The organism is Pantanalinema sp. (assembly GCA_036704125.1).
Classification (GTDB): Bacteria; Cyanobacteriota; Sericytochromatia; order S15B-MN24; family UBA4093; genus JAGIBK01.
Genome location: DATNQI010000051.1, coordinates 1 through 20,613 on the forward strand (window position 1 = coordinate 1; position 20,613 = coordinate 20,613).

Consider the following 20,613-nt stretch of genomic DNA (forward strand, 5'->3'; position numbering starts at 1 on the left):
CCCGCCCCCGGTGGGGCGGGGAGAACTCAGGCGGATGTTCGATTCAGGCAACACGTGCTTAGCCTTCGGGGCTCGGGCGGAAGGCCTCGGGGGGCAGGCGCTCCGCGAGCTCGGCCAGGAGGTCCTCGGCGAGCAGACAATAGCGATGCGGCGGCTCTTGGCTGAGCCGGGCGACGCCCTCGAAGCAGAGGGCGTCCGTCACGACCAAGGAGGCAAGGCGCACGGCGGCTTGCAGCCGCTCCTGGTCCTCGATGGGGACGACCATGAGCTGTTCCGCCTCGCAGGCGCCGGCGAGCAGCTCCTGGAGCAGGAACCGGAAGCGCGGCGACGCGGAGACCACGGCGATCAGCCCCGAAGCGCCGATGGCGCTCGCCCGTGCGAGCAGAGGCTCGACCGAGGCCAGCCTGAAGACCACCGGCGGCGCGTCGTCGCCCAGGATCTCCCGCAGGCGAAGGGAATGGTTGCTGGAGGTGACGAAGCACGTACTTGCCCGCCAGGCGGGATCGGCGGCCTCCACCTGCTCGGGGGTCAGGCCGATCATGGGGAAGGAGAGCCGGTCCCTCAGCTCGTGCAGGTACAGGTCCTGCAGGTCGGGGTGCGGGTTGACGACGGCCAGGCGGGTGATGCCGGCCGGGGCGAGGGCCGCGCGGCATGCCTCGAGGATCGCGTCGGCGTCGTGCCCGCGGGAGCGGGCCTGCGCCACGAAGTGCGCGGCCAGGGCGCGCAGCGCGACCCCCTCGCGCCAGGGCTCGCCGGGCGGGGCGAAGGCCCTGACCTTCGCCCCGCTCCCCTTGCGGATCTCGATCACCCCTTCGAGCTCGAGCGCCTTGTAGGCGGCAAGCGCGGTGTTGTGGTGGATGCCCAGCCGCTGCGCGAGCGCCCGCAGGCTCGGGAGCCGCTCGCCAGGCGAGAGGGCGCCCGAGGCGACCTGCTGGCGGATCTGCGCGCTGAGCTGGTCGATCATGGGGATCGGGCCGGTGCGGTTGATGAAGAGGTTCAAGGGCGGGCTCCGGACAGTTTCGGAAGTGTCACAGGCGAAGTGGTGGGCCGGGGGCCCGGCGCCTATGCTCGATACATCGACCCGCGCGGGGTTGGCTTGCTAACTCGATTCGCCACAGGAGAGATCATGCCCAAGAAGTCCTTCATCCTCCCTCTCGTCGCCATGCTCTCGCTCGCGGGCTGCGGCCTTGCGGCCCCGCTCTCGGGAGCGGCCGAGGGGCGCGCCGTCGCCAAGGCCGAGCAGCCCCTGGACCCCCGCTTCTTCGCCCGCCGCGAGGTCATGGCCCTGCGGCCCGAGGCCTTCGCGCTCATGCCCGCCTCCTTCCCCGCCCTCCAGGCCATGAAGGGCGAGTCGGAGCCCAAGCGCCAGGCCCTGGTGCGCGCGGTGCGCTCGGACGCGGCCCTGCACCAGGGCGTTCAGGCGTTCGATCGCCTGAGCTGGGAGCAGCAGCTGCCCTTACTCAGGCGCTTCTTCGAGCTGGAGTGCAAGGTGCTCGGCATCGTGCCGCCCGAGCTGCGCATCGCCACCGACGTGGTGAAGGGGCCCGCCTTCTTCGACTTCGACCCCGAGAAGCCGGGCAGCGGCCGGGTCATCCTCAACCCCGAGGCGATCGCCAAGGAGCCCAACAAGTACACCGCCCTCCTGCTCTTGGCGCACGAGACGCGCCACTCGGCCCAGTTCCAGCTGGCCTTCGACCCCGCGCGCGCCGCCGAGCCCCTGCCGCGCGCCTACCAGGCCGCCTTCCGGGCCCAGAAGCAGCTGGGGGACAAGCTCAACTTCTGCGACTTCTGCACCCTCCACAACGAGTTCGAGGCCTTCCAGTTCGGCAACTACGTCGTCGGCGCCCTGACCGACTGGCGCGTCGACACCGGCGACATGGGGACGCTCGCTAGCCAGTATGACGCCCACGGCCACCTCAAGCTCGATCTGCTGGCCCTCGAGAGGCAGGTCGGTCGCGATGGGCTCCTCGACGCCTTCAACGCGCGCGAGAAGGTCCAGTACCAGGACCTGTACGACAAGCGCTGATCGCGCGAGGGCCTACTCCAGCAGCTCGCGCAGCTCGCGGGCGTTCTCCACGGCGAAGGCCTCGGCGTCGTTGTCGAAGTAGGCGTAGACGTCGAGGCCCCTGCGCAGCATGGCGCGGATGCGCCGGGCGATGGCCGTAAGCGCCTTTCGTTCGTAGCGATCGCCGTAGGCCACTTCCGTGCCGTGGAGCCGCACGTAGCCGATGCCGCCCGTCACCTCCCAGGCCATGGGCAGGCCGGGGAAGCTCGAGGCGCAAAGGGCCACGCCGAATCGTTCGAGCAGCCGGTAGGCCTCGGGCCGGTACCAGCTCGGATCGCGGAACTCCACGGCGCAGGGCCCTTCCGGGAGCGCGGCCAGGAAACCTTCGAGGCGCCCGGGGTCGAAGCCCCAGCGGGGCGGCAGCTGGTAAAGCACGGGGCCCTGCTTGTCGCCGAGCGGGGCGATCGCAGCGTACAGGCGCGCGAGCGCGGGGGCGGGATCCTTCAGCTTCTTGAGGTGGGTCAGGTAGCGACTCGCCTTGATGGCGAAGCAGAAGCCCTCCGGGACGGCCCGGGCCCAGGCCGCCGCGGCCTCCGGGGTGGGCAGGCGGTAGAAGGTGCGGTTGATCTCGACCGTGTCGAAGTGGCGGGCGTAGTATTCGAGCCAGGAGCCGGGGGCGAGCGCACCGGGGTAGAACCGCCCGCGCCAGTGGGGGTAGGCCCAGCCCGAGGTCCCGATGCGGCATCGGCCGGCCATGGTCTTTCTCCTGCTCGCCTGTGCGCGCCTCTCGGCACGATTGTAGCGCGCCAGGGGCACGAGGGACTTGCACGATCGAAAAAGTGTTGCTATTGTGGTTTCAATTAAATCCCAGGAGGAACCATGTCCTTCAGCAGCCGCTTCGCCGTGGCCGTCCACATCCTGACCCTGCTCCAGCAGAGCGGGGGCGAGCCCATCACCTCCGATTACCTCGCCGGGAGCGTGAACACCAACCCGGCGGTGGTGCGGAGGATCCTGTCCCTGCTCGCGCAGGCGGGGCTCACCACCTCGCGCCTCGGGGCGGGCGGCGGCGCGCTCCTGGCGCGGCCGGCCGAGGCCATCACCCTGCTCGAGGTCTACCGGGCCGTGGAGGACGGGCACCTGTTCGCCATGCACCACGAGACCCCCAACCCGCTTTGCATGGTGGGCCGGAACATCCAGGGGGCCCTGGAGCGGACGATCGACGACGCGCAGCGCGCCCTCGAGGCGGAGCTTGCGGGAAAGACGATCGCCGGCGTGCTCGGCGAGGTCCTGGCGCGTGAGCAGGCCGGGGCCGCCGGAGGCTAGGTCCTTTTTTGCTCTAAATTGTAACTGTGTTGCTCACACTGTTGCGGATTGGGCTGAACGGCAGCCCTTCCCCGCGACGCGATCCGAGAGGAGAACCATCCCATGAACATCGCCCTGATCGGCGCCACCGGCTTCGTCGGCACCCAGGTCCTCGAAGAGGCCCTGAGGCGCGGCCACCGGGTGACGGCCATCGTCCGCCACCCCGAGAAGCTCCCCCGGCACGCCAACCTGACGCCCACGGCGGTCGACGTCTTCGACGCGCAGGCGCTCGCCAAGGCGCTCGAGGGGACCGAGGCGGTCGTCAGCGCCTTCAACCCCGGCTGGGGCACCCCCGACATCCAGGCGCGCTTCATCGCGGGCTCCAGGGCGATCACCGAGGCGGTGAAGGCCGCCTCCCTTAAGCGCCTGCTGGTCGTGGGAGGGGCGGGGAGCCTCTTCGTGGCGCCCGGGCTTCAGCTCGTCGACACCCCGGAGTTCCCGGCCGAGTGGAAGGAGGGGGCGCTCGGGGCGCGCGAGGCGCTGCGCCAGCTCCAGGCAGAGACCTCGCTCGACTGGACCTTCCTCTCGCCCGCGATCCTGCTGGAGCCGGGCGAGCGCACCGGCGCCTACCGGGTGGGCGCCGACGAGCCCCTCTCGACCGGCGAGGGGCCGGGCCGGATCTCCGCGGCGGACCTCGCGGTGGCCATCCTCGACGAGATCGAGCGCCCGCAGCACCTGCGCAAGCGCTTCACCGTCGCCTACTAACCCGGTGAACGAGTCCCCCCGCCGCAAAACGGCGGGGGGACTCGTTTTACAGCCGGCGAGCGAGGAGGTATGGTGAAGGGATGTCCACCATCGCCGAGAAGACCCCACCCCTCCAGACGCCTAACCGCTTCGCGGGGGTGCTGCTCGCCCTGGGGCTCGCGACCGCGAGCTGGTACCTGGCCATGCTGCCCGGGCTCAAGGTGATGGGGGCGCTGACGGTCGCCCTCCTGGTCGGGATCCTGTGGCGCCTTGCGGCGGGCCTTCCCGCCTGGGCCGTGCCCGGCACCCGGTACTCGGCCCGCACCGTCCTGCGGCTCGGGATCGTCCTGATGGGGGCGCGGCTGGACTTCGGCCTGATCGCGAAGGCCGGCCCCAAGGTCCTCTTCCTCGACGTGCTGGTCATCGCCATCGGCATCGCGGGCATCGCCTGGGTCGCCCGCCGCTTCAAGGTCCCGGCGCAGCTCGCCGTGCTGCTGGCGGTGGGCACCTCCATCTGCGGGGCGAGCGCGGTGGCGGCCGCGGCCCCCGTCATCCGAGCCGACGAGGAGGACGCGACCCTCGCCACCGCTCTCTGCGGCATCCTGGGGACCGTCGGGGTCTTCTTCTACGTCCTCGCCGGTCCCTTCCTGGGCCTGACGGTGCCGCAGCTCGCCATCCTCTCGGGCTCCACCCTTCACGAGGTCGCCCAGGTCATGGCGGCGGCCTTCACCTGGGGAACGGCCGCCGGGGACATGGGGACGCTGGTCAAGCTGACCCGGGTGGTCCTCCTGGCGCCCGCCCTGGTGGTGCTCGGCCTCATGAGCGGGAGCGGCAAGAAGCTGAGCTACTCCTGGAAGGAGCCGCCCATCCCCTGGTTCGTCATCGGCTTCTTGGCGGTGGGCGTGGTCGGCTCGATCGGCGTCGTCCCGCCCGATGCCAAGGCGTGGCTCTCCAGTGCGAGCATCTTCCTGATGGTGACGGCCATGGCCGCCATGGGCCTGAACACCAACCTCGCCATGGTGCGCAAGGCCGGCATGAAGGTCGTCTACGCCGGCTTGACCGGTTTTGCGCTGCTCGCCGCGATGAGCTGGGGCGTGATCCGGCTGCTGCGCATCGGCTGAGATCCGCGCCGCTGAAAACTTCTTTCGCTTCGTTTGGAACAATATCGCTTGCCGTGTCGTTTACGGAGCAGGCATCCATTCCAAGAGGAGATGAACCATGCGAAAGATGTTGCTGCTGGCGATCGCGACGATGGGAACGACGGCGCTCATGGCGCTCCCGTCCGAGGCCAGGCCCTGGCACGACCACGACCGCCGCGAGGCGGATCGGCAGGTCATCGCTCAGCCGACCTGGCCCGAGCAGTACCGCCGGGAGGTGGAGCGGCAGGTCGTCGTGCAGCCGATCCCCGGAGTGGAGGTGCGGTTGCCCGTGCAGGTCGTGCGGCCCGTCGAGCGCAGGCGCGTCATCGTGGTCCGCGAGCGGGAGCGTCACGACTTCCACCACGATTGGGATCGCCACGACTGGAAGCACCGGGGCCCCCACCGCGAGGTCATCGTGGTGCGGCGCTAGCGCTCGTCGCAAACGAACGGGTCCCCGGCGATCGCCGGGGACCCGTTCGCATGAGGGGGCTTGCTAGCGACGCTTCTTGCCGGCCTTGAGACGGGGCTTCTGGACGCGGCGGGCGCGGGTCACGAGCACCTGCGCCAGCAGCGGAAGGGCCTGCTTGCCGGTCACGCTCACGTGGATCCAGGCCGGATCGTCGCCCGTCTCGAGGGCCTTGGCGCGCAGGCTTTCGAGCAGCGCCGCGTCCTCGGGGGTCGTCGGGATGATGGCGGCCCACTCGTCGGCCTTGAGGTTGGTGCTCACCTCGAAGCTATCGCCCTTCGGCGTGAGCGCGGCGAAGAAGCGATCGCCGGGCAGGTAGGAGCGGTACGACCAGGTATGAGTCGCCTCCGAGAAGGCCCACTTCCAGGTGGCGCCGATCTCGATGACGGTCTCGCGCACTTCGTTCCACTGGGCCAGGTGGTCCTTGAGGAGCTCGGCGAGCTGTTCGCGATTGGGAGGATTGCCCCGGAACGAGGCTTCAGGTTGCTTGTTCATGGCACCATTATCGCATGGCCGCGCCCCTCGGGTGCGGCCATGCGTGTTTGCGCGGCGGCTTCGGCGAGAAAAAACTTGCAAGCTAATGTATTTAGCTTTAAGCTAACATGTGTAGCTAATCGCCGCGAGGAGGTCGCCATGAAATGGGGTTCATTCGGTCGCGCCGTCCTGGGAGGGGCTCTGGTGCTCAACGCCGGGCTCGTTTCGACGGCTTGGGCGCAGGACACGCGTCAAAACGAGGGAGAGAAGACGATGACGACCCGATTCTTGACGACGGCCGAGGGCCGGATCGCCTACGACGACACCGGGTCGGGGCCGGTGGTGATCTGCGTGCCGGGCCTCGGCGACTTGCGCGGCGAGTACCGTCACCTGACACCCCGCCTGGTCGAGGCCGGCTACCGGGTCGTCGCGATGGACGTGCGCGGCCACGGCGAGTCGAGCGTCTCCTGGCCTGACTACTCGGTCGCGAGCATCGGCCAGGACGTGGTGGCCCTGGCGCACCACCTGGACGCCGGCCCCGTGACGGTGGTCGGGACCTCGATGGCGGCGGGTGCCGCCATCTGGGCTGCCGCCGAAGCCCCCGAGCGCATCGGGAAGATCGCGCTGATCGGGCCCGCCGTGCGGGATGGGGGCCCTCTCTGGAAGTCGCGGGTCATGTCCTGGCCCTTCAGCGGGCCGTGGGGCCCCGCGCTCTGGGGCATGTTTTACACCTCCTTGTATCCGACGAAGAAACCGGCCGATTTCGATGCCTACCTCACGAAGCTTCGCGCCAACCTGCATGAGCCCGGGCGCCTCGCGGCCGTGCGGGAGATGATCGCAAGCTCCAAGGCTGCCTCGGAGGCGCGGCTGTCCAAGGTTCGCGTGCCGAGCCTGGTCCTGATGGGCACCCGTGATCCGGACTTCAGCGATCCGGCCGCCGAGGCGAAGCGGGTGGCCGACCCGCTGGGTGCCTCGGTCCAGCTGATCGAGGGCGCCGGTCACTATCCCCACGCCGAGATGCCGGAAGTGACCACGCCCCACCTGCTTCGCTTCCTGGGCGAGCGCCGGACGGAGGTGTCCCATGGCTCCTAGGGCCGGGCTGGACGAGGCGGTCGTGGTGCGGGCGGCCGTCGAGCTGGTCGATGCGGAGGGCCTCGAAGGCCTGAACCTCTCGCGCCTGGCCGAGCGCCTGGGGGTCCGTCCCCCCTCGCTGTACAAGCACGTGGCGGGCCTCGATGCCGTGCAGCGGGGGATCGCGCTCGAGGGGATCAGGGCGATCGCCCGGCGCATGACGCACGCCGCCGTCGGCAAGGCCGGCGACGATGCCATGCTGGCGATCGCCGAGGCCTACCGCGTCTACGCCAAGGAGCATCCCGGCCTCTACGCCGCGACCCTGCGCGCTCCTGCGTCCGAGGACCGGGAGTGGATAGAGGCGAGCGAGGAGGTCCTCGGGATCATCCTGCGCGTGCTCGTGCCGTACGGATTGGACGAGACGGGCGCGCTTCACGCCATCCGTGGGCTGCGCAGCCTGGTGCACGGCTTCGCCTCGCTGGAGTCGAGCGGCGGGTTCGGCATGCCGCTCGACATCGACGAGAGCTTCCGGCGGCTGATGGTCAGCTTCCTCCAGGGGCTGCGCAGCCAGGTCTAGCCCCGCTCCTTCGACGGGCGAGGGGCCCCCTTTTCGGGACCGAGCATGGTCACCGGGCCGGGGCGATCGGCGCGATTGCCCGAGTAGTAGCCGCCGAGGGCTGCCACCGGTGACCATGGGGGATCCACGCTCAGCGCCTCGGGGGCGAGCGCCGCGAAGGGGCCGGCCGCATGGACCACCTGGCCGGCGACGAGGGTGAGCACGGACTCGATCCCCTTGATGGCGTCGTCGCTCACCGTGAAGTAGTCGTCCGTGAGGACGCTCAGGTCCGCGAAGCAGCCGGGCTCGAGCCGCCCTTTCACCTCCTCCTCGTGCGAGAACCAGGCGCTCCCTTCGGTGTACAGCCTGAGCGCCTCCGTGCGATCCAGGCGGTAACTCGGCGGGTACAGCTCGGTCCCGCCCAGGGTCTTGCCGGTCACGAGCCAGTGAAGCGAGAGCCAGGGGTTGTAGCCGGCGACGCGGGTGGCGTCGGTGCCCGCCCCGAGCGGGATCCCCGCTTCCAGGATGGCCCGGATGGGCGGCGCGTGCTCGGCGGCTTCTTTGCCGTAGCGCGCGATGAAGTCCTCGCCCTGAAAGGCCATCCGGTTCTGGATGGCGATGCCGCCGCCCAGGGCCTTGATGCGTGCGAGGTTTCGCGCCGAGACCGTCTCGGCGTGGTCGAAGAACCACCGCAGGCCGTCGAAGGGAATCTCTCGAGCGACGGCTTCGAGCACGTCGAGATCGCGCCCGATCGACTCGTCGTAGGTCGCATGGATCCGGAAGGGCCAGCGTCGCTTCACCAGGAGCGACACCACCCGCGCAAGCTCCGCTTCCATCGTGGGCACGAGCTCGGGGCGGGGCTGGACGAAGTTCTCGAAGTCCCCCGCCGACCAGACCAGGTTCTCGCCCCCGCCCCCGGTCAGGAAGCCGTTGGGCTTGAACAGGTCGTCGTTCTGGCCGGGGCGCGTCATCTCCACCCAGCGCGCGAAGTCCTCGAACTCCTTGTGAGCGGTCTGGGCGAACAGGTAGTAGGCGATCCGGACGGTGAGCAGGCCCTCGCGGGCGAGCTCACGGCAGACCGCGTAGTCGTCGGGATAGTTCTGAGCGCCCCCGCCCGCGTCGATCGCGCTGGTGATGCCGAAGCGGTTGAGCTCGCGCAGGTACTGCCGGGTGGAGTTGCGCTGCTCCTCGCCTGAGAGCCTGGGCAACTTGGCGAGGGTGGCGTAGAGGATGGTGGCGGCCGGTGTGGCGAGTACCAAGCCGGTCGGCTTGCCTTCGGCGTCTCGCTCGAAGGTGCCGCCCGGAATGTCAGGCGTGTCCTTGCCGAGCCCGAGGGCGGCGATGCCCGCCTTGTTGATGAAGGCCCGGTCGTAGAGGTGCAGGATGAAGGCCGGGGTATCGGGCAAGGCCGTGTTGATCTCGTCGAGGGTCGGCAGGCGCCGCTCCTCGAACTGGTAGGCAGACCAGCCGCCCACCACGCGGACCCACTGGCCCTCAGGCGTCCTCGTGGCCTGGCGCTTGAGCATGTCGAGGGCGACCTTCAGGGAAGGCACGCCGTCCCAGCGCAATTCCAGGTTGTAGTTCAGGCCCTCGCGGATGACGTGAAGGTGCGAGTCGTTGAGGCCGGGCACCACGGTCCTGCCCCCCAGGTCGATGACGCGCGTGCCCGCCTCCTGGTGAGGTCGGACGTGCTGCTCGTCGCCCGCCGCGAGCACCTTGCCGTCCTTGAGGGCCAGGGCGGAGACGAAGGGGGCATGCTTCCCCATGGTGGCGATCTTGCCGTTGAGCAGAAGCGTGGTCGTCATGGCCTTGCCCCTGCTCAGCGCTTCGTCGTGGCTTCGCCTGCGCCCTCGCCGAGCATGGCCTTGGCGTACTGGATCCCGATGCCGTAGGCGCCGGCGTGCGCCTTGGCCACTTCCAAGACCGCGTCGTAGGTTTCGAGCCGCGCCCAGTCGCGCTGCAGCTCGCACATGAACTGCAGCCAGGTCATGGGTACCGCACCCGCCTGGATGATCCGCTGCATGGCCATGTCGTGGGCCATGACGGTCGTCGCGCCGCAGGCGTCGGCGATGGCGTAGACCTCGTAGCCGGCCTCCAGGGCCTGGATGACGGGGAAGGCGAGGCAGACCTCGGTCCAAAGGGCGGCGAACACCAGCTTCTTGCGCTTGGTCGCTTCGACCGCCGCGACGAACTTCTTGTCCTCCCAGGCGTTCATGGAGGTGCGGTCGATGGGCCGCTGCTCCGGGAAGACGGCCTGCAGCTCGGGCATGAGGGGGCCGCTGAACGACTTGGCGGCCACGGTGGTCAGGATGGTCGGGACCTTGAAGACCTTCGCGGCCTTCGCCAGGCCGAGGATGTTGTTCCTGAGGGTCTCGCGGTCGATGGACTGGATCCCGAAGAACATCTGGGGCTGGTGGTCGATGAGGATCAGGGCGCAGTTGTCGGGGGTAAGCAACCCATGGATCCACTTGACCGCATAACGCTCGCTACTCACGGTATTCCTCCTGCTGAGGGACGGCACCACGCCCGATCACCGTAGAGCCTCCGCAGCGGAAGGGATTCGGCGATGCCTTGCAAAAAAGAGCGCAAAGCAGTGCAAGAAGACCGGTTAGCGAGCGTTCGGGGCAGGCTCAGGAGAGAAGCTTGTTCTTCTGCTGCTCCAGGCTTGCGATCAGGTGCTGCTTGATTTCCTTTTCGGTCTCGAGGGTGCGCAGCTCCTCGAGGATCAGCTCCACCAGCTTGTCGCCCAGCTGCCGGGAGCGCTCGCGGTGCTCGGGGTCCTCCATGGCCGATGCCATCCCACGCTGGATGCCGTTGACGACCTCGGCGACGAGATCGGGCAGGTAGCGTTCGGTCAGGCTCCCGACGACGGGCAGGGCACGAACCTGCTGGTAGGTCGGTGATTCGTTGAGGGCTTGCTGTGCCGAGTACGTCAGCATCTCCTGGAGGTCGGGGATCACCCGCGGCAGGATGCGGGTGACCGCCGCCTGGAGGTGGCGCTCGACGAAGACATCGAGCTTTTCGCGCTGCTCGGGACTGAGCAGGTGGAAGGCCTCGTCCAGGTCGAAGCGCTCGATCGATTCCTGGTAGTTGGTCAGGAGCCGCACGCTGACCAGGTCGGTGGCGAGGTTGACCCCCTTGTCGACGAAGCGCTGGGGGAAGGTGATGGGGTTGACCAGGCCGAGCCGTCTCATCCGGTGACCGACCGAGATGCCGCGTATCAGGTGGGCCCAGCCGGACTGGCCCAGCGGGGTGACGTACTGCCCGAGGGGGATGAAGTAGACGAGGTCGTACCACCGGGCGTAGCAGAAGGCCTTCCAGCTCGGATACCTGCCGCGCCTGAGATCCAGCGCGCCTCTGATGAGGAAGTCGAGAGCGAAGAAGGGGATGAAGAACAGGTCGAGTTTCCAGAAGGCGTCGAAGGGGCGCCCGTTCTCGCCCAGCACGCGGTAGTAGTTGCGTGCCAGCAAGGGGCGCAGCTCGTGCTCGAAGAAGGCCTGCTCATGGGCGAGGCGGGCCGGGGTCAGGTTCTGCGAAGACCAGAAGGCCAGGAAGCCCTCTTTCCCCGACTCGACCTTGGCATGCCGCCGCATGCGGTTCTTGAGCTGCTCGAAGACCCCGCTCAGCCCGGAGCCCGCGAACGGGTCCTCCTGGTAGAGCTGCAGGCTGCGCTCGCGCATGGTCGCAAGGAGGGGACCGGTGTCCTTTTCGCCTGCGGCCAGCTTCGCGAACGTCGTTGTGGCCTGGTCCACGTAGCCCTGGGTGATGCGGTGGGGGCTTGCTCCCTTGATGGGGTCGTAGAGGGTGACCACCCCGGGGGCGAAGCTCAGGTAGTGGTGCCGCAGGTCCAGGTAGGTGAAGTCGAAGACCACCAAGGCCAGGTTGATCAGGGCCAACAGGAGGATGCCCCAGTGGCTCGCCTGGTTGAGCAACCACAGCAGACGCCCCCGCAGGGTCGTCGGCATGGGCCGCATGCCCTCAGCCTGCCCGGGGAAGAGGGTGCGGATGATTTTCCGCCTCAGGGAGTCGGGCAAAGGGCCGGTGGTTGTTGACATCAAGACCTCTTCCACGAGGAATGGCGGGCGCTCAAGCGGCTTTCAGTATCTGCCAGAAAGCCGCGTACGACAAGCAGATGAAGGATCGGTGGCTTTCTGGCATGATGGGAAATGAGGCTTTCGATGGTTTCGATATCATAGGGGGCGACGCAGCGTCACAAGGAGGCATCAATGAGCAAACGGCTCGTTCTGGGTCTGGTCGCGCTGGGGGTGCTCGCGATGGCTTCACCGTCCGAAGCCAAGCTCGTCAGGGAAGCCGTGCCCTATCGCGAGGGCGACCAGGCCTTCGAGGGCCTGCTGGTATACGACGACGCCGTCAAGGGCAAGCGCCCCGCCGTGATGGTGGTGCACGAGTGGTGGGGCCTCAACGACTACCCCAAGCACCGCGCCGAGGAGCTCGCCAAGCAGGGCTACGTGGCCTTCGCCGCCGACATGTACGGCAAGGGCGTGGTCGCCACCACGCCCGAAGAGGCCAGCAAGCTCGCCGGAGCCTTGCGGAGCGATCGCGCGCGCATGCGCGCCCGGGCCCGGATGGCCTGGGATGTGCTTGCCCGGCGTCCCGAGGTGGATCCTGCGCGGATGGCCGCGATGGGCTACTGCTTCGGGGGCGGCGTGGCCCTGGAGCTTGCGCGCAGCGGTGCCGACATGGCGGGCGTCGTGAGCTTCCACGGCAGCCTCGACACGCCGCAGCCGGAGGCCAGCCGGATCAAGGGCAAGGTCCTCGTGCTGCACGGGGCCGAGGACAAGGCCGTGACCATGCAGGACGTGCTCGCCTTCCAGGACGAGATGCGCCGCGGCCGCGTCAACTACCAGATCAACCTGTACGGCGGCGCGGTCCACGCCTTCTCGAACCCGGCGGCGGGGAACGACCCGGCCAAGGGCGTCGCCTACGACGCCCAGGCCGACAAGCGCTCCTGGGCGGAGCTGCTGCTGTTCCTTCGCGAGATCTTCGGGCGCTAGGGCGGTGACGCGATGATCGCCTTGAAGCGCGCCTACGACGAGCTCGGCCCCCAGGACGGAGATCGCTTCCTCGTCGATCGCCTGTGGCCGAGGGGGCTCTCGAAAGAGCGCCTGAAGTTGACTGCCTGGCTGAAGGACCTGGCGCCGAGCACCGAGCTGCGGCGCTGGTACGCTCACCGGACCGAGCGGTGGGACGAGTTCGAGGCGCGCTACCGCGCCGAGCTTGCGGCCAACGAGGCCGCCCTGGCCCCGCTGCTGGCGGCCGCTCGAAGCGGCAGGATCACCCTGGTCTACGGGGCGAAGGACCGGGAGCATAATCAGGCGGTGGTGCTGAAGAACGTGATCGAGGAAAGGCTCGCCTGCGAGTCCTGACTTCTCGAGCGGATCCCCTATGATCCTCTCCCGGACGGCGAAGCCAAAGGAGGGAGCGATGCAAAGCGATTGGATTCCCCCGGATTACAGCGGGGCTCAAGGGGTGGGGACCGATGAGGATGTCGACGAACGCCAGCCCGCTCATCCCAGCTTCATCGGAGAGTTCGGCGAGCGCGAAGAACCCCTGCCGCGGGATTCCGAGGAGACGGTGGAGCAGGGAGAGGAGAGACCTCACTAGAGCCGCAAGCCCGCCCGTTGCGATCGCAACGAGCGGGCTTGCCGGCTTAGAAGCTGCGGGACTCCTCCTCCATGACCGGAGCGTAGGCCGAGAGGATCAGCAGCCATATGAACGAAGCCAAGCTCGCGAAGGCATAGACCCTCAGGATTGTCATCATCCCGTCATCTCCTCGAACGATCGCGTGTGATAACGTTTCCCGGCCCCAGGCCTCGGCCCCAATCGAGGGGCCGAGGCTTGGGACGGGGGCTTAGAAGCCGACGGAGCGAACGACCCGGTTGTCGCTGTCCGCGATGTAGAGGTTGCCCGATGCTCCCACCGTCACGCACCGCGGGTAGCGCAGCTGGCCCAGGATGGCGAGGCCGCCGTCTCCCGAGTACCCTTCCGTGCCGCTTCCCACCACGGTCGAGATCGTGCCGGTGGTCGCATCGACCTTGCGGATGCGCTGGTTGTCCGTGTCGACGACGTAGAGATTGCCGTCCTGGTCGACCGCCACCCCGCGAGGGTTGTCCAGGCTGGCATGGATGGCGAGCCCGCCGTCTCCCGAGTAGTTCTCGTTGCCGTTGCCGGCCACGGTCGCGATCGCTCCGGAGGTCGTGTCGACCTTGACGATGCGATTGTTGTAGTAGTCGGCGATGTAGAGGTTGCCCGAGGCGTCGAGCGCGATGCCGTTCGGGCGGTTCAGGGAGCCGGCGTTCACGGTCGCGATCGTGCCGTCGGCACCGCGCTTGAGGATCTGGTCCTTGTTCGTGTTGGCGATGTAGAGGTTGCCCGCGGCATCAAGCGCCAGGCTGTGGGGGCGCGCGATGCCTTCGTTGCTGCCCGCTGCGATCGTGGTGGTTTCGCCGCTGACCAGCAGGATCCGGTCGTTCTGCGTGTCGGCGATGTAGATGTCGCCAGAGGCGGCGACCGTCACGCCGAGGGGGTACTTCAGCGTGTAGGCGCCGGTGTTCAAGGGCGAGAGCGCCCCGTTGCTGAGTTTCCAGACCGTGTTGAGGCTGCTGTCCGTGATGTAGAGGTCACCGTTGGGGGCCTCCGCCACCGACGAGGGATTGCCGAGAAGCACGCTCAGGGCGCTGCCGCCCGCGAGGGCTCCGGCCTCGGTGAGCCGGCCGGCCACGGTTTCGATCGTGCCGTTGCTGACCTTGCGGATGCGGTTGTTGCCCGTATCGGCGATGTAGACGTTGCCCGCGGCGTCCGCGGCCACGGCCCGAGGCCCATTCAGCCTGGCGGCGGTGGCTGCTCCGCCGTCCCCCTCGAAGCCCGGGTTGCCGAACTGACCGGCCACGGTCGTCATGTGGCCCGTGGTGTCGACCTTGCGGACGCGGCTGCCGCTCGATTCGGCGATGTAGAGGTTGCCCGCCGCATCCAAGCTCACGCCCATCGGAGAGCTCAGCGAGAGCGAGGTGGCCGGGCCGAAGTCCCCGAAGTTGAACCCGAGGCCGGTGGTGCCGGCCGCGATCGAGAGGGTGCCGGTGGCCTTGGTGAGCTTGCGGACGGCATTGCTGAACGGCTCGGCGATGTAGAGGTTGCCCTCTGCATCGACCGCCACGTCGTAGGGGTTGCTCGGGGTGGTGGTCACGGTCGTGAGGGTGCCGTTGCTGACCTTGCGGATGCGGTTGTTTTGCCGTTCGGCGATGTAGAGGTCGCCCGCAGCATCCACGGCGATGCCGGAAGGAATGGCCAGGCTGGTGGTGATGGCCGCTCCGCCCTCCCCTGCCGACCCGTACCTGCCGTTGCCGGCCACGGTCGAGATGATGCCGGTGGCCTTGTCGACCTTGCGGATGACGCAGTTGTTCGTGTCGGCGATGTAGAGGTTGCCCTGGGCGTCCAGGGCGATCGCCTCCGGGGCGTCCAGCGCGGCGGCGGTCGCCGCCTTGCCGTCTCCCGTGAACCCGGCGCCGCCGTTGCCGGCCACGGTCGATAGGGTGCCGTCGGGGGAGATCCGGTACACCGCATTCTGATCCGGGGCGGCGGCGTAGAGGTTGCCGGCGGAGTCGAGTGCCGTGTCGGTATAGCGCACCTGCCACTCGGTGGCTGCCACCGTCTTGGGCGCGAGGGCTCCGGCCACCGTCCGGATGGCGTAGGCGGCCGCGAAGGCCTCGCCGGTCGTGATCGGCTGGCCGTTGACCGTCACGGTGATGGGGCCGTTGGTGGCCCCCGCGGGGACCTCGACCTGGAGGCGGGTCGCGGTGGCGGTCTTGATCGTGCCGGCCACCCCGTTGAACTCGATCAGGTTGTTGGTCCGGATCTTGCCGTCGAAGCCCGTCCCCGTCAGGGTGACGAGCGTTCCGGGCGCGCCCTTGCGGGGGGTGAAGTCGCTGATCTCGGGCAGGACCGAGAAGTTGGGCCCGAGGACGCTCAGGTTACCGACCTGCAGGGAGGTCGGTCCCGACGTCGCCCCGGCCGGGACGCTCGTCGTCAGGCCGGTCACGGTTGCGCTCGTGGGGACGGCGGTCTCGCCGTTGAACTTGAGGACGTTGCCGGCGGCGATCGGGCTGAAGCCCGTGCCGCTCACGCTCACGCCCGCGGCGATCTTGGCCTGGGCCGGGGTGAAGGAGGTGACGGAAGGAGCCACGTTGAGCCGGGTCCAGTGGGTCTGGGCGCCGTCTTGGGTCCGCCCGACGTTGGCGATCGGGTCCTGGCCATCCGAGAGGATGCTCTCGACCAGGCCCAGGAGGGCGGCGTGGTCATCTGCCGAAAGGCCGCTGACCGGCTGGTACGCCGGGGTGTCCCCTCCGGTCACGGCGCCGATCAAGGACGAGAAGTCGAAGGCGTCCGGGGCGCCGTTGACGAGCCCCGCCCCGATGGCGAGGGCGGTGGTCGAAGGGCTGATCACCGTGCCGCCGCCGGGAGTGGCGCTGGTGATGCTGGTCCAGCCGGCACTGTACTTGGCGATGGTGCGCACGCGCACGGCATGGCTTCCGGGCTGGTTTGCGTTCAGACCCTTGAGCGCTTCGAGGAAGTAGGTCGCCGTGGGGTCGGCCACGTAGCCGTTGGAGAAGGTGAGGACGAAGTCGCCGTTCGCGTTCGTCAGGGCCGTCGAGACGGTCTGGTTGGTGCCGGTGTTGATCAGCGAGACGGTCGCGCCGCCGGCGACATCCGCCAGGCTGGTCAGCGTCGAGCGCTGGGCGAAGGTCACGCGGCCGGAGAGGGGAGGGGCCGGCTTGCGAACGGCACTGCCCTCGACCACGCCCTGCCCCGGCTGGTTGAGGGTCGGAAGCCCGCTCGGAAAGCGGCAACCGACCATGGTGACCGTGGTGAGGAGAGTCAAGGTGAGACTCAGCTTGCGCATGAAGGTGCTCCTATGGGTGCGAGATGGATCCCGCGAGGGGGATTTCGAGGATCGACAGCTCCAGGCTCTGGGTGGCGGGGGGGCTGCCAGCCACGACGATTTCGGCCGAGCTTGTCGCCAGTGCTTGGTTCGCGGCGTCGTAGGCCTGGGCCTCGAAGCGGTAGGTCGTGTTGCCGTGCAGGTCAGCCAGGGGGACGACCTGGGGCAGGTCGTCCCGGCGGATCGAGGCGCTCGCGCCCGGCACCGCGACCTCCGCACTGTCGTCTCGCCTGAATAGCGCCGTCTCGACGCGGTCCACCCGCTGGACGGCCCCCGAGAGGCGCAGCGTCACGCTCGTCTGGGTCTTGTAGGCCGGGGTCTCGTCCTCCGGCTGATCGGTGGTCCCGGGCTTCACGGCATCGCCGCTCGGTTGATTGGAGATTCCGGGCTTCACGGTGTCGCCGCCGACGGATGGGCAGCCCGTGAGCAGCACCACTCCCGCCAGCGCGATGAGAATGAATCGCGACATGAGGTCTCCTACGCGAGGTACGTGTCTTTGAAATAGTAAGCATAGGGAGAGCGTGGGCGCGATGCTATGCACGATCAATCGATCGGATAGGATTATTTGTTGATGATCGGGGATGCGTCAGGCGTGATCCGGCGTGGCGCCCTCGGTTCGCCAGTTCTGCGGCGACGTTCCGAACGCCTGGCGGAACTGGCGGTGGAAGTAGTTCGGATCGGTATAGCCCAGCTCGGTGGCGATCCGCTGCGCCGACCAGCGGGAGGTGGTCAGTAGGCGCTGGGCCTCGTCCATCTTGTGGCTGAGGATCCATTGCTGAACGGTCTTGCCCGTCTTGAGACGCATGAGGTTGGTGAGGTACGAGGGGGAGTAGCCGGTGGCGGCTGCAACCTCGCGCAGGCCGATGCTCTCGCGGAAGTGGGCCTCCATGAAGTGGAAGGCCATGACCAGCGCCGGCTCGTCCGCGATCGCCTCGGCCACCGGAGGCGGCACACAAGGGCTCAACGCCGGCGCGACAAGCTCGCGCCGGGGCTGTTGCTGGGCACGATGCGCGAGCGCGCGCTCGATCACCTCGTCGAGTTGATGAAAGTCGTGCAGGGGCTTCTGGAGGAAGTCGAAGCTGCGCCCTTCGCGCAGGGCCTCGATCGCATCGCCCATGGAGGCCTCGCCGGTCAGAAAGATGACCTGGACGATGGGGTCCCGGGCCTTCAGGGCCGAGAGAAGGTGCAGGCCGTCGCAGCGGGGCATCTTGAGGTCGGTCACCACGACGTCGAAGGCTTGCTGAGAGGCGATCTCCAGTGCCTCGAGCCCGTCCTGGGCCGCCGAGACCGCGTAGCCCCTCAGGGCGAGCCAGTCGCGCATCGTCAGGCGCAGGTCTTCGTCGTCCTCCACCACCAGGATCCTCGCGCGGTGCCGATCAGGGGCGGTTTCTAACTGCTTCTCCATACGCTATGCTTACCCTGGTTGCCCGCCTGCGTCACGGCGCACCGCTGAAATGGCTTCGCGCGAGGGAAATCGAGGATGATGAACGCTCTGCAACCGGACGGACGCCTTCGCACCGCATTGCGCAGCATCGGAGTCCTGCCCGCCGCTCTCTCTTTCGCCCTCGCTTGCTACGCCGTCCTCATGCTCGTGGCCGCCATCCCGTGGATCGATCGCCCTTTTCCCGGCTTCACGGTCCTCAGGGGGGAGAAGATCGACCTCCAGCTCCCCGATGCCTGGAACGGGGCCAAGGCCGGCCTGCGGCCCATGGACCGGATCCTCGACGTCGATCGGATGCCGCCGGCTTCCAGCCGGGCGCTCTACGACCGTGTCGTGGCCGAGCCCGTCGGGACCCCCCTGACCTATCGGGTCGAGCGCCACACCTGGGACGGCCGCGAGCAGATCCTCACCAGGACCGTCGCCACCCAGCGCTTCAGCCTGCTGGACTGGTGCGCCATCTTCCTGGGCAACTGGGTGGCAGCGATCGCCTATCTCGTCGTGGGCGTCGTCGTCTCCATCCTGAAGCCAGGGAGTCCCGTGGCCCGCGCGCACCTGGCCCTCTGCCTCAGCGGCAGCTTCCACTTCCTGACCCTGTTCGACTCGAGCGCCACCCACGTCTGGCCCAGCCACGTGCCGAGCCTCGTCGCGCTCGGGGTGTTCGGCGCGTGCGGCTTGAACCTGGCCTTGCTGTTCCCGCGCCAGCTGGAGGTGCCGTTGCCCCGGGCCCGGGCGCTCATCCTGCTCTCGGGCGTCCTGGTGGCGGCCTACGGCATCCTGTTCTACCCCAGCGCGCCCCACGCGCAATGGAGCTACCTCTTGCCGTGCGCCTACGCGGGGCTGGGCGGCGTCGCCCTGTTCGTCAACACCACCTGGACGCTGCTGAGCCGCGGCAGCTCGAGCCTGGCGAGGGCGCAGGCCAGGACCCTGGTGTGGGGGGCGTTGCTCGCCATCCTACCCGCCGTGGGCCTTGTCGTCGCCCTGCTCGCGGGCAGCAACGGGGTGCTGTTGAACCTCGGCGCCGTGTCGTGCGCCATGCTGCCGCTTGCGATCGGGGTTGCGATCGTGCGCCACGGCCTGTTCGAGATCGATCTCCTGCTCAGGCCCGCCCTCACCTACGCGCTGATCAGCCTCTTGCTGCTCACGCTCTACTCCTCCGTGCTGGCCCTGCTCGGGGCCCTGATCGGCGAGCGATCGCCTTTCGCCAACATCGCGACCACCGCGATCGTCGCACTGGCCTTCGCCCCGCTGCGCGACCAGACCAAGGCCTGGCTCGACCACACCTTCTTCCGGACGGCCTACGACGCCGAGGCCGTCCGCGCGGAGTTCACGCGGTGCGCGCAGGAGACCCTGACCATCGCGGAGCTCGTGCAGGCGTTCTTCCGCATCCTGGACGAGGCCCTCCACCTCACGTACGGCGCCGCCTTCCGGCAGGTCCCCGAGGCCCCCTTCTGGCGCCTGGAAGGCGCTCTCGGGGCCCTGCCCGGCGAGGCGCCCTCCCCCTTGCCGTTCGACTTTCCCGATGCCGAGACCTTCAGGATCTCGCTCCACGACGAGGTGCTGGGCCTCTTCGTGCTCGGGCCCAGGCGCTCGGGGATCCCCTTCTCCAAGGGCGATCGCGCCCTCATCACCGACCTGGCCCACACCCTGGCCCTGCGGATGGGCCTCTTCGACGCCCTGCGCAAGGAGCAGCACCAGGCCCATCAGATCGAGGCGCTCGAGGCATCCAAGGCGATGCAGGAGCAGTTCCTCAACCTGGTGAGCCACGAGCTGAGGACGCCGGTCAGCGTCATCATGGGGGCGCTCAGCTGCATGAGGCTGGAAGGGCGCTCCGCGGACGATCCCGCTCTCGAGACCTACTTCGGCCGGATCTACCGCAACGCCGAACAGCTCTCCCTGCTGATCAGCGACCTCTTGAACGCGGGGCAGTTGCAAACCGGCCACTTCGCGCTCCACCGGCGCCCCCATGCTTTCCGGGAGCTGGTCGAGAGGGCGATCGAGGACCTCGCCCCGCTGGTCGCGCAGAAGCGCCAGCGCCTCGAGAATCTCGTGCCCGACGGCTGGCCCGACATGGAGGGCGATCCCCAGCGCCTCGGGCAGGTCATTCGCAACCTCCTCGTCAACGCCATCAATCACACGGGCCCGCAGACCTCCATCCGGGTCACGGCCGAGAGAACCCCGGCTCAGATCCGGTGCGAGGTGCTGGACACGGGCCCGGGCATCCCCGAGGAAGAGCAGCCGAAGCTCTTTGGGCGCTTCGTGCGGCTGGAACAGGCGGGAGGACGCGGCGTCGGTCTCGGCCTCTTCATCGCCAAGGCCATCGTCGAGGCCCACGGCGGCGAGATCGGGGTCAGGAGCGAGCCCGGGCGCGGCAGCGCCTTCTGGTTCACCCTCCCGCTCGGGATGGATCGAGCGCTCGCGGCCGCGGGCGATCCGGCATCGGATAAAGCGCTCAAGTAGCC

Annotated in this window: 19 protein-coding genes; 10 read left to right on the forward strand and 9 right to left on the reverse strand. The window is 68.6% G+C overall.

Annotated features, from left to right (window positions below; genetic code table 11):
• Positions 1-58: 58 nt before the first annotated feature.
• Positions 59-1,000 carry a GntR family transcriptional regulator gene (locus tag V6D00_07895; protein ID HEY9899089.1) on the reverse strand — a complete coding sequence of 314 codons (942 nt, stop codon included), beginning with the start codon at positions 998-1,000 and terminating at the stop codon, positions 59-61.
• Between the two features lie 126 nt (positions 1,001-1,126).
• Between V6D00_07895 and V6D00_07900 the strand changes: the two genes are divergently transcribed.
• Complete coding sequence (locus V6D00_07900) at positions 1,127-2,026, forward strand: hypothetical protein (protein ID HEY9899090.1); 900 nt, start codon at positions 1,127-1,129, stop codon at positions 2,024-2,026.
• Between the two features lie 12 nt (positions 2,027-2,038).
• Here V6D00_07900 and V6D00_07905 read toward each other — a convergent pair whose 3' ends face one another.
• On the reverse strand, positions 2,039-2,761 hold the full coding sequence (locus V6D00_07905) for a DUF72 domain-containing protein (GenBank protein ID HEY9899091.1): 723 nt from the start codon (positions 2,759-2,761) through the stop codon (positions 2,039-2,041).
• A gap of 123 nt (positions 2,762-2,884) precedes the next feature.
• Between V6D00_07905 and V6D00_07910 the strand changes: the two genes are divergently transcribed.
• The 4 genes from V6D00_07910 (at position 2,885) to V6D00_07925 (ending at position 5,620) form a co-directional block, all read left to right on the forward strand.
• The gene (locus V6D00_07910; protein HEY9899092.1) at positions 2,885-3,328 is read left to right on the forward strand and encodes an Rrf2 family transcriptional regulator; all 444 of its coding nucleotides are present in this window, start codon (positions 2,885-2,887) and stop codon (positions 3,326-3,328) included.
• A 102-nt stretch (positions 3,329-3,430) separates the two neighbouring features.
• Complete coding sequence (locus V6D00_07915) at positions 3,431-4,072, forward strand: NAD(P)-dependent oxidoreductase (GenBank protein ID HEY9899093.1); 642 nt, start codon at positions 3,431-3,433, stop codon at positions 4,070-4,072.
• Positions 4,073-4,152: 80 nt separating this feature from the next.
• Entirely contained in the window at positions 4,153-5,172 is a 1,020-nt protein-coding gene (locus V6D00_07920) for a putative sulfate exporter family transporter (protein ID HEY9899094.1), read from the forward strand.
• Positions 5,173-5,269: 97 nt separating this feature from the next.
• Positions 5,270-5,620, forward strand: a complete 351-nt coding sequence (locus tag V6D00_07925) for a hypothetical protein (GenBank protein HEY9899095.1) — start codon at positions 5,270-5,272, stop codon at positions 5,618-5,620.
• A gap of 63 nt (positions 5,621-5,683) precedes the next feature.
• On the opposite strand, the gene V6D00_07930 is transcribed toward V6D00_07925, so the two are convergent.
• Positions 5,684-6,151 carry a DUF3788 family protein gene (locus V6D00_07930; protein HEY9899096.1) on the reverse strand — a complete coding sequence of 156 codons (468 nt, stop codon included), beginning with the start codon at positions 6,149-6,151 and terminating at the stop codon, positions 5,684-5,686.
• Positions 6,152-6,403: 252 nt separating this feature from the next.
• Here V6D00_07930 and V6D00_07935 point away from each other — a divergent pair, with 252 nt between their 5' ends.
• The gene (locus tag V6D00_07935) at positions 6,404-7,222 is read left to right on the forward strand and encodes an alpha/beta hydrolase (GenBank protein ID HEY9899097.1); all 819 of its coding nucleotides are present in this window, start codon (positions 6,404-6,406) and stop codon (positions 7,220-7,222) included.
• Complete coding sequence (locus V6D00_07940; GenBank protein HEY9899098.1) at positions 7,212-7,778, forward strand: WHG domain-containing protein; 567 nt, start codon at positions 7,212-7,214, stop codon at positions 7,776-7,778. The genes V6D00_07935 and V6D00_07940 overlap by 11 nt, the downstream gene beginning before the upstream one ends.
• On the opposite strand, the gene V6D00_07945 is transcribed toward V6D00_07940, so the two are convergent.
• The 3 genes from V6D00_07945 to V6D00_07955 form a co-directional block, all read right to left on the reverse strand.
• A complete protein-coding gene (locus V6D00_07945) occupies positions 7,775-9,562 on the reverse strand; it encodes an amidohydrolase (GenBank protein HEY9899099.1) in 1,788 nt (595 codons plus the stop codon). The genes V6D00_07940 and V6D00_07945 overlap by 4 nt on opposite strands.
• 14 nt (positions 9,563-9,576) lie before the next feature.
• Positions 9,577-10,251: a hydrolase gene (locus V6D00_07950; protein HEY9899100.1), complete on the reverse strand. Its 675-nt coding sequence runs from the start codon at positions 10,249-10,251 to the stop codon at positions 9,577-9,579.
• Positions 10,252-10,387: 136 nt separating this feature from the next.
• Positions 10,388-11,722 carry a hypothetical protein gene (locus tag V6D00_07955; protein ID HEY9899101.1) on the reverse strand — a complete coding sequence of 445 codons (1,335 nt, stop codon included), beginning with the start codon at positions 11,720-11,722 and terminating at the stop codon, positions 10,388-10,390.
• Positions 11,723-11,983: 261 nt separating this feature from the next.
• Between V6D00_07955 and V6D00_07960 the strand changes: the two genes are divergently transcribed.
• Positions 11,984-12,772: a dienelactone hydrolase family protein gene (locus V6D00_07960; protein HEY9899102.1), complete on the forward strand. Its 789-nt coding sequence runs from the start codon at positions 11,984-11,986 to the stop codon at positions 12,770-12,772.
• Between the two features lie 12 nt (positions 12,773-12,784).
• Positions 12,785-13,144, forward strand: coding sequence for a DUF488 family protein (locus V6D00_07965; protein ID HEY9899103.1), 360 nt, complete (start codon positions 12,785-12,787; stop codon positions 13,142-13,144).
• Between the two features lie 485 nt (positions 13,145-13,629).
• Here V6D00_07965 and V6D00_07970 read toward each other — a convergent pair whose 3' ends face one another.
• The 3 genes from V6D00_07970 to V6D00_07980 all read right to left on the reverse strand — a co-directional run bounded on the left by V6D00_07970 (position 13,630) and on the right by V6D00_07980 (position 18,064).
• Entirely contained in the window at positions 13,630-16,674 is a 3,045-nt protein-coding gene (locus V6D00_07970) for an SMP-30/gluconolactonase/LRE family protein (protein ID HEY9899104.1), read from the reverse strand.
• A 10-nt stretch (positions 16,675-16,684) separates the two neighbouring features.
• A complete protein-coding gene (locus V6D00_07975) occupies positions 16,685-17,182 on the reverse strand; it encodes a hypothetical protein (protein ID HEY9899105.1) in 498 nt (165 codons plus the stop codon).
• 117 nt (positions 17,183-17,299) lie between these two features.
• On the reverse strand, positions 17,300-18,064 hold the full coding sequence (locus V6D00_07980; GenBank protein HEY9899106.1) for a DNA-binding response regulator: 765 nt from the start codon (positions 18,062-18,064) through the stop codon (positions 17,300-17,302).
• 132 nt (positions 18,065-18,196) lie between these two features.
• On the opposite strand from V6D00_07980, the gene V6D00_07985 reads away from it, so the two are divergent.
• Positions 18,197-20,611, forward strand: coding sequence for an ATP-binding protein (locus V6D00_07985; protein HEY9899107.1), 2,415 nt, complete (start codon positions 18,197-18,199; stop codon positions 20,609-20,611).
• The last annotated feature ends 2 nt before the right edge of the window (positions 20,612-20,613 follow it).

Coding starts and splice junctions, on each gene's coding strand:
- V6D00_07900 (HEY9899090.1), top strand. CDS start 1,127: ATGCCCAAGAAGTCCTTCATCCTCCCTCTCGTCGCCATGCTCTCGCTC.
- V6D00_07905 (HEY9899091.1), bottom strand. CDS start 2,761: ATGGCCGGCCGATGCCGCATCGGGACCTCGGGCTGGGCCTACCCCCAC.
- V6D00_07910 (HEY9899092.1), top strand. CDS start 2,885: ATGTCCTTCAGCAGCCGCTTCGCCGTGGCCGTCCACATCCTGACCCTG.
- V6D00_07915 (HEY9899093.1), top strand. CDS start 3,431: ATGAACATCGCCCTGATCGGCGCCACCGGCTTCGTCGGCACCCAGGTC.
- V6D00_07920 (HEY9899094.1), top strand. CDS start 4,153: ATGTCCACCATCGCCGAGAAGACCCCACCCCTCCAGACGCCTAACCGC.
- V6D00_07925 (HEY9899095.1), top strand. CDS start 5,270: ATGCGAAAGATGTTGCTGCTGGCGATCGCGACGATGGGAACGACGGCG.
- V6D00_07930 (HEY9899096.1), bottom strand. CDS start 6,151: ATGAACAAGCAACCTGAAGCCTCGTTCCGGGGCAATCCTCCCAATCGC.
- V6D00_07935 (HEY9899097.1), top strand. CDS start 6,404: ATGACGACCCGATTCTTGACGACGGCCGAGGGCCGGATCGCCTACGAC.
- V6D00_07940 (HEY9899098.1), top strand. CDS start 7,212: ATGGCTCCTAGGGCCGGGCTGGACGAGGCGGTCGTGGTGCGGGCGGCC.
- V6D00_07945 (HEY9899099.1), bottom strand. CDS start 9,562: ATGACGACCACGCTTCTGCTCAACGGCAAGATCGCCACCATGGGGAAG.
- V6D00_07955 (HEY9899101.1), bottom strand. CDS start 11,722: ATGCCGACGACCCTGCGGGGGCGTCTGCTGTGGTTGCTCAACCAGGCG.
- V6D00_07960 (HEY9899102.1), top strand. CDS start 11,984: ATGAGCAAACGGCTCGTTCTGGGTCTGGTCGCGCTGGGGGTGCTCGCG.
- V6D00_07965 (HEY9899103.1), top strand. CDS start 12,785: ATGATCGCCTTGAAGCGCGCCTACGACGAGCTCGGCCCCCAGGACGGA.
- V6D00_07970 (HEY9899104.1), bottom strand. CDS start 16,674: ATGCGCAAGCTGAGTCTCACCTTGACTCTCCTCACCACGGTCACCATG.
- V6D00_07975 (HEY9899105.1), bottom strand. CDS start 17,182: ATGTCGCGATTCATTCTCATCGCGCTGGCGGGAGTGGTGCTGCTCACG.
- V6D00_07985 (HEY9899107.1), top strand. CDS start 18,197: ATGAACGCTCTGCAACCGGACGGACGCCTTCGCACCGCATTGCGCAGC.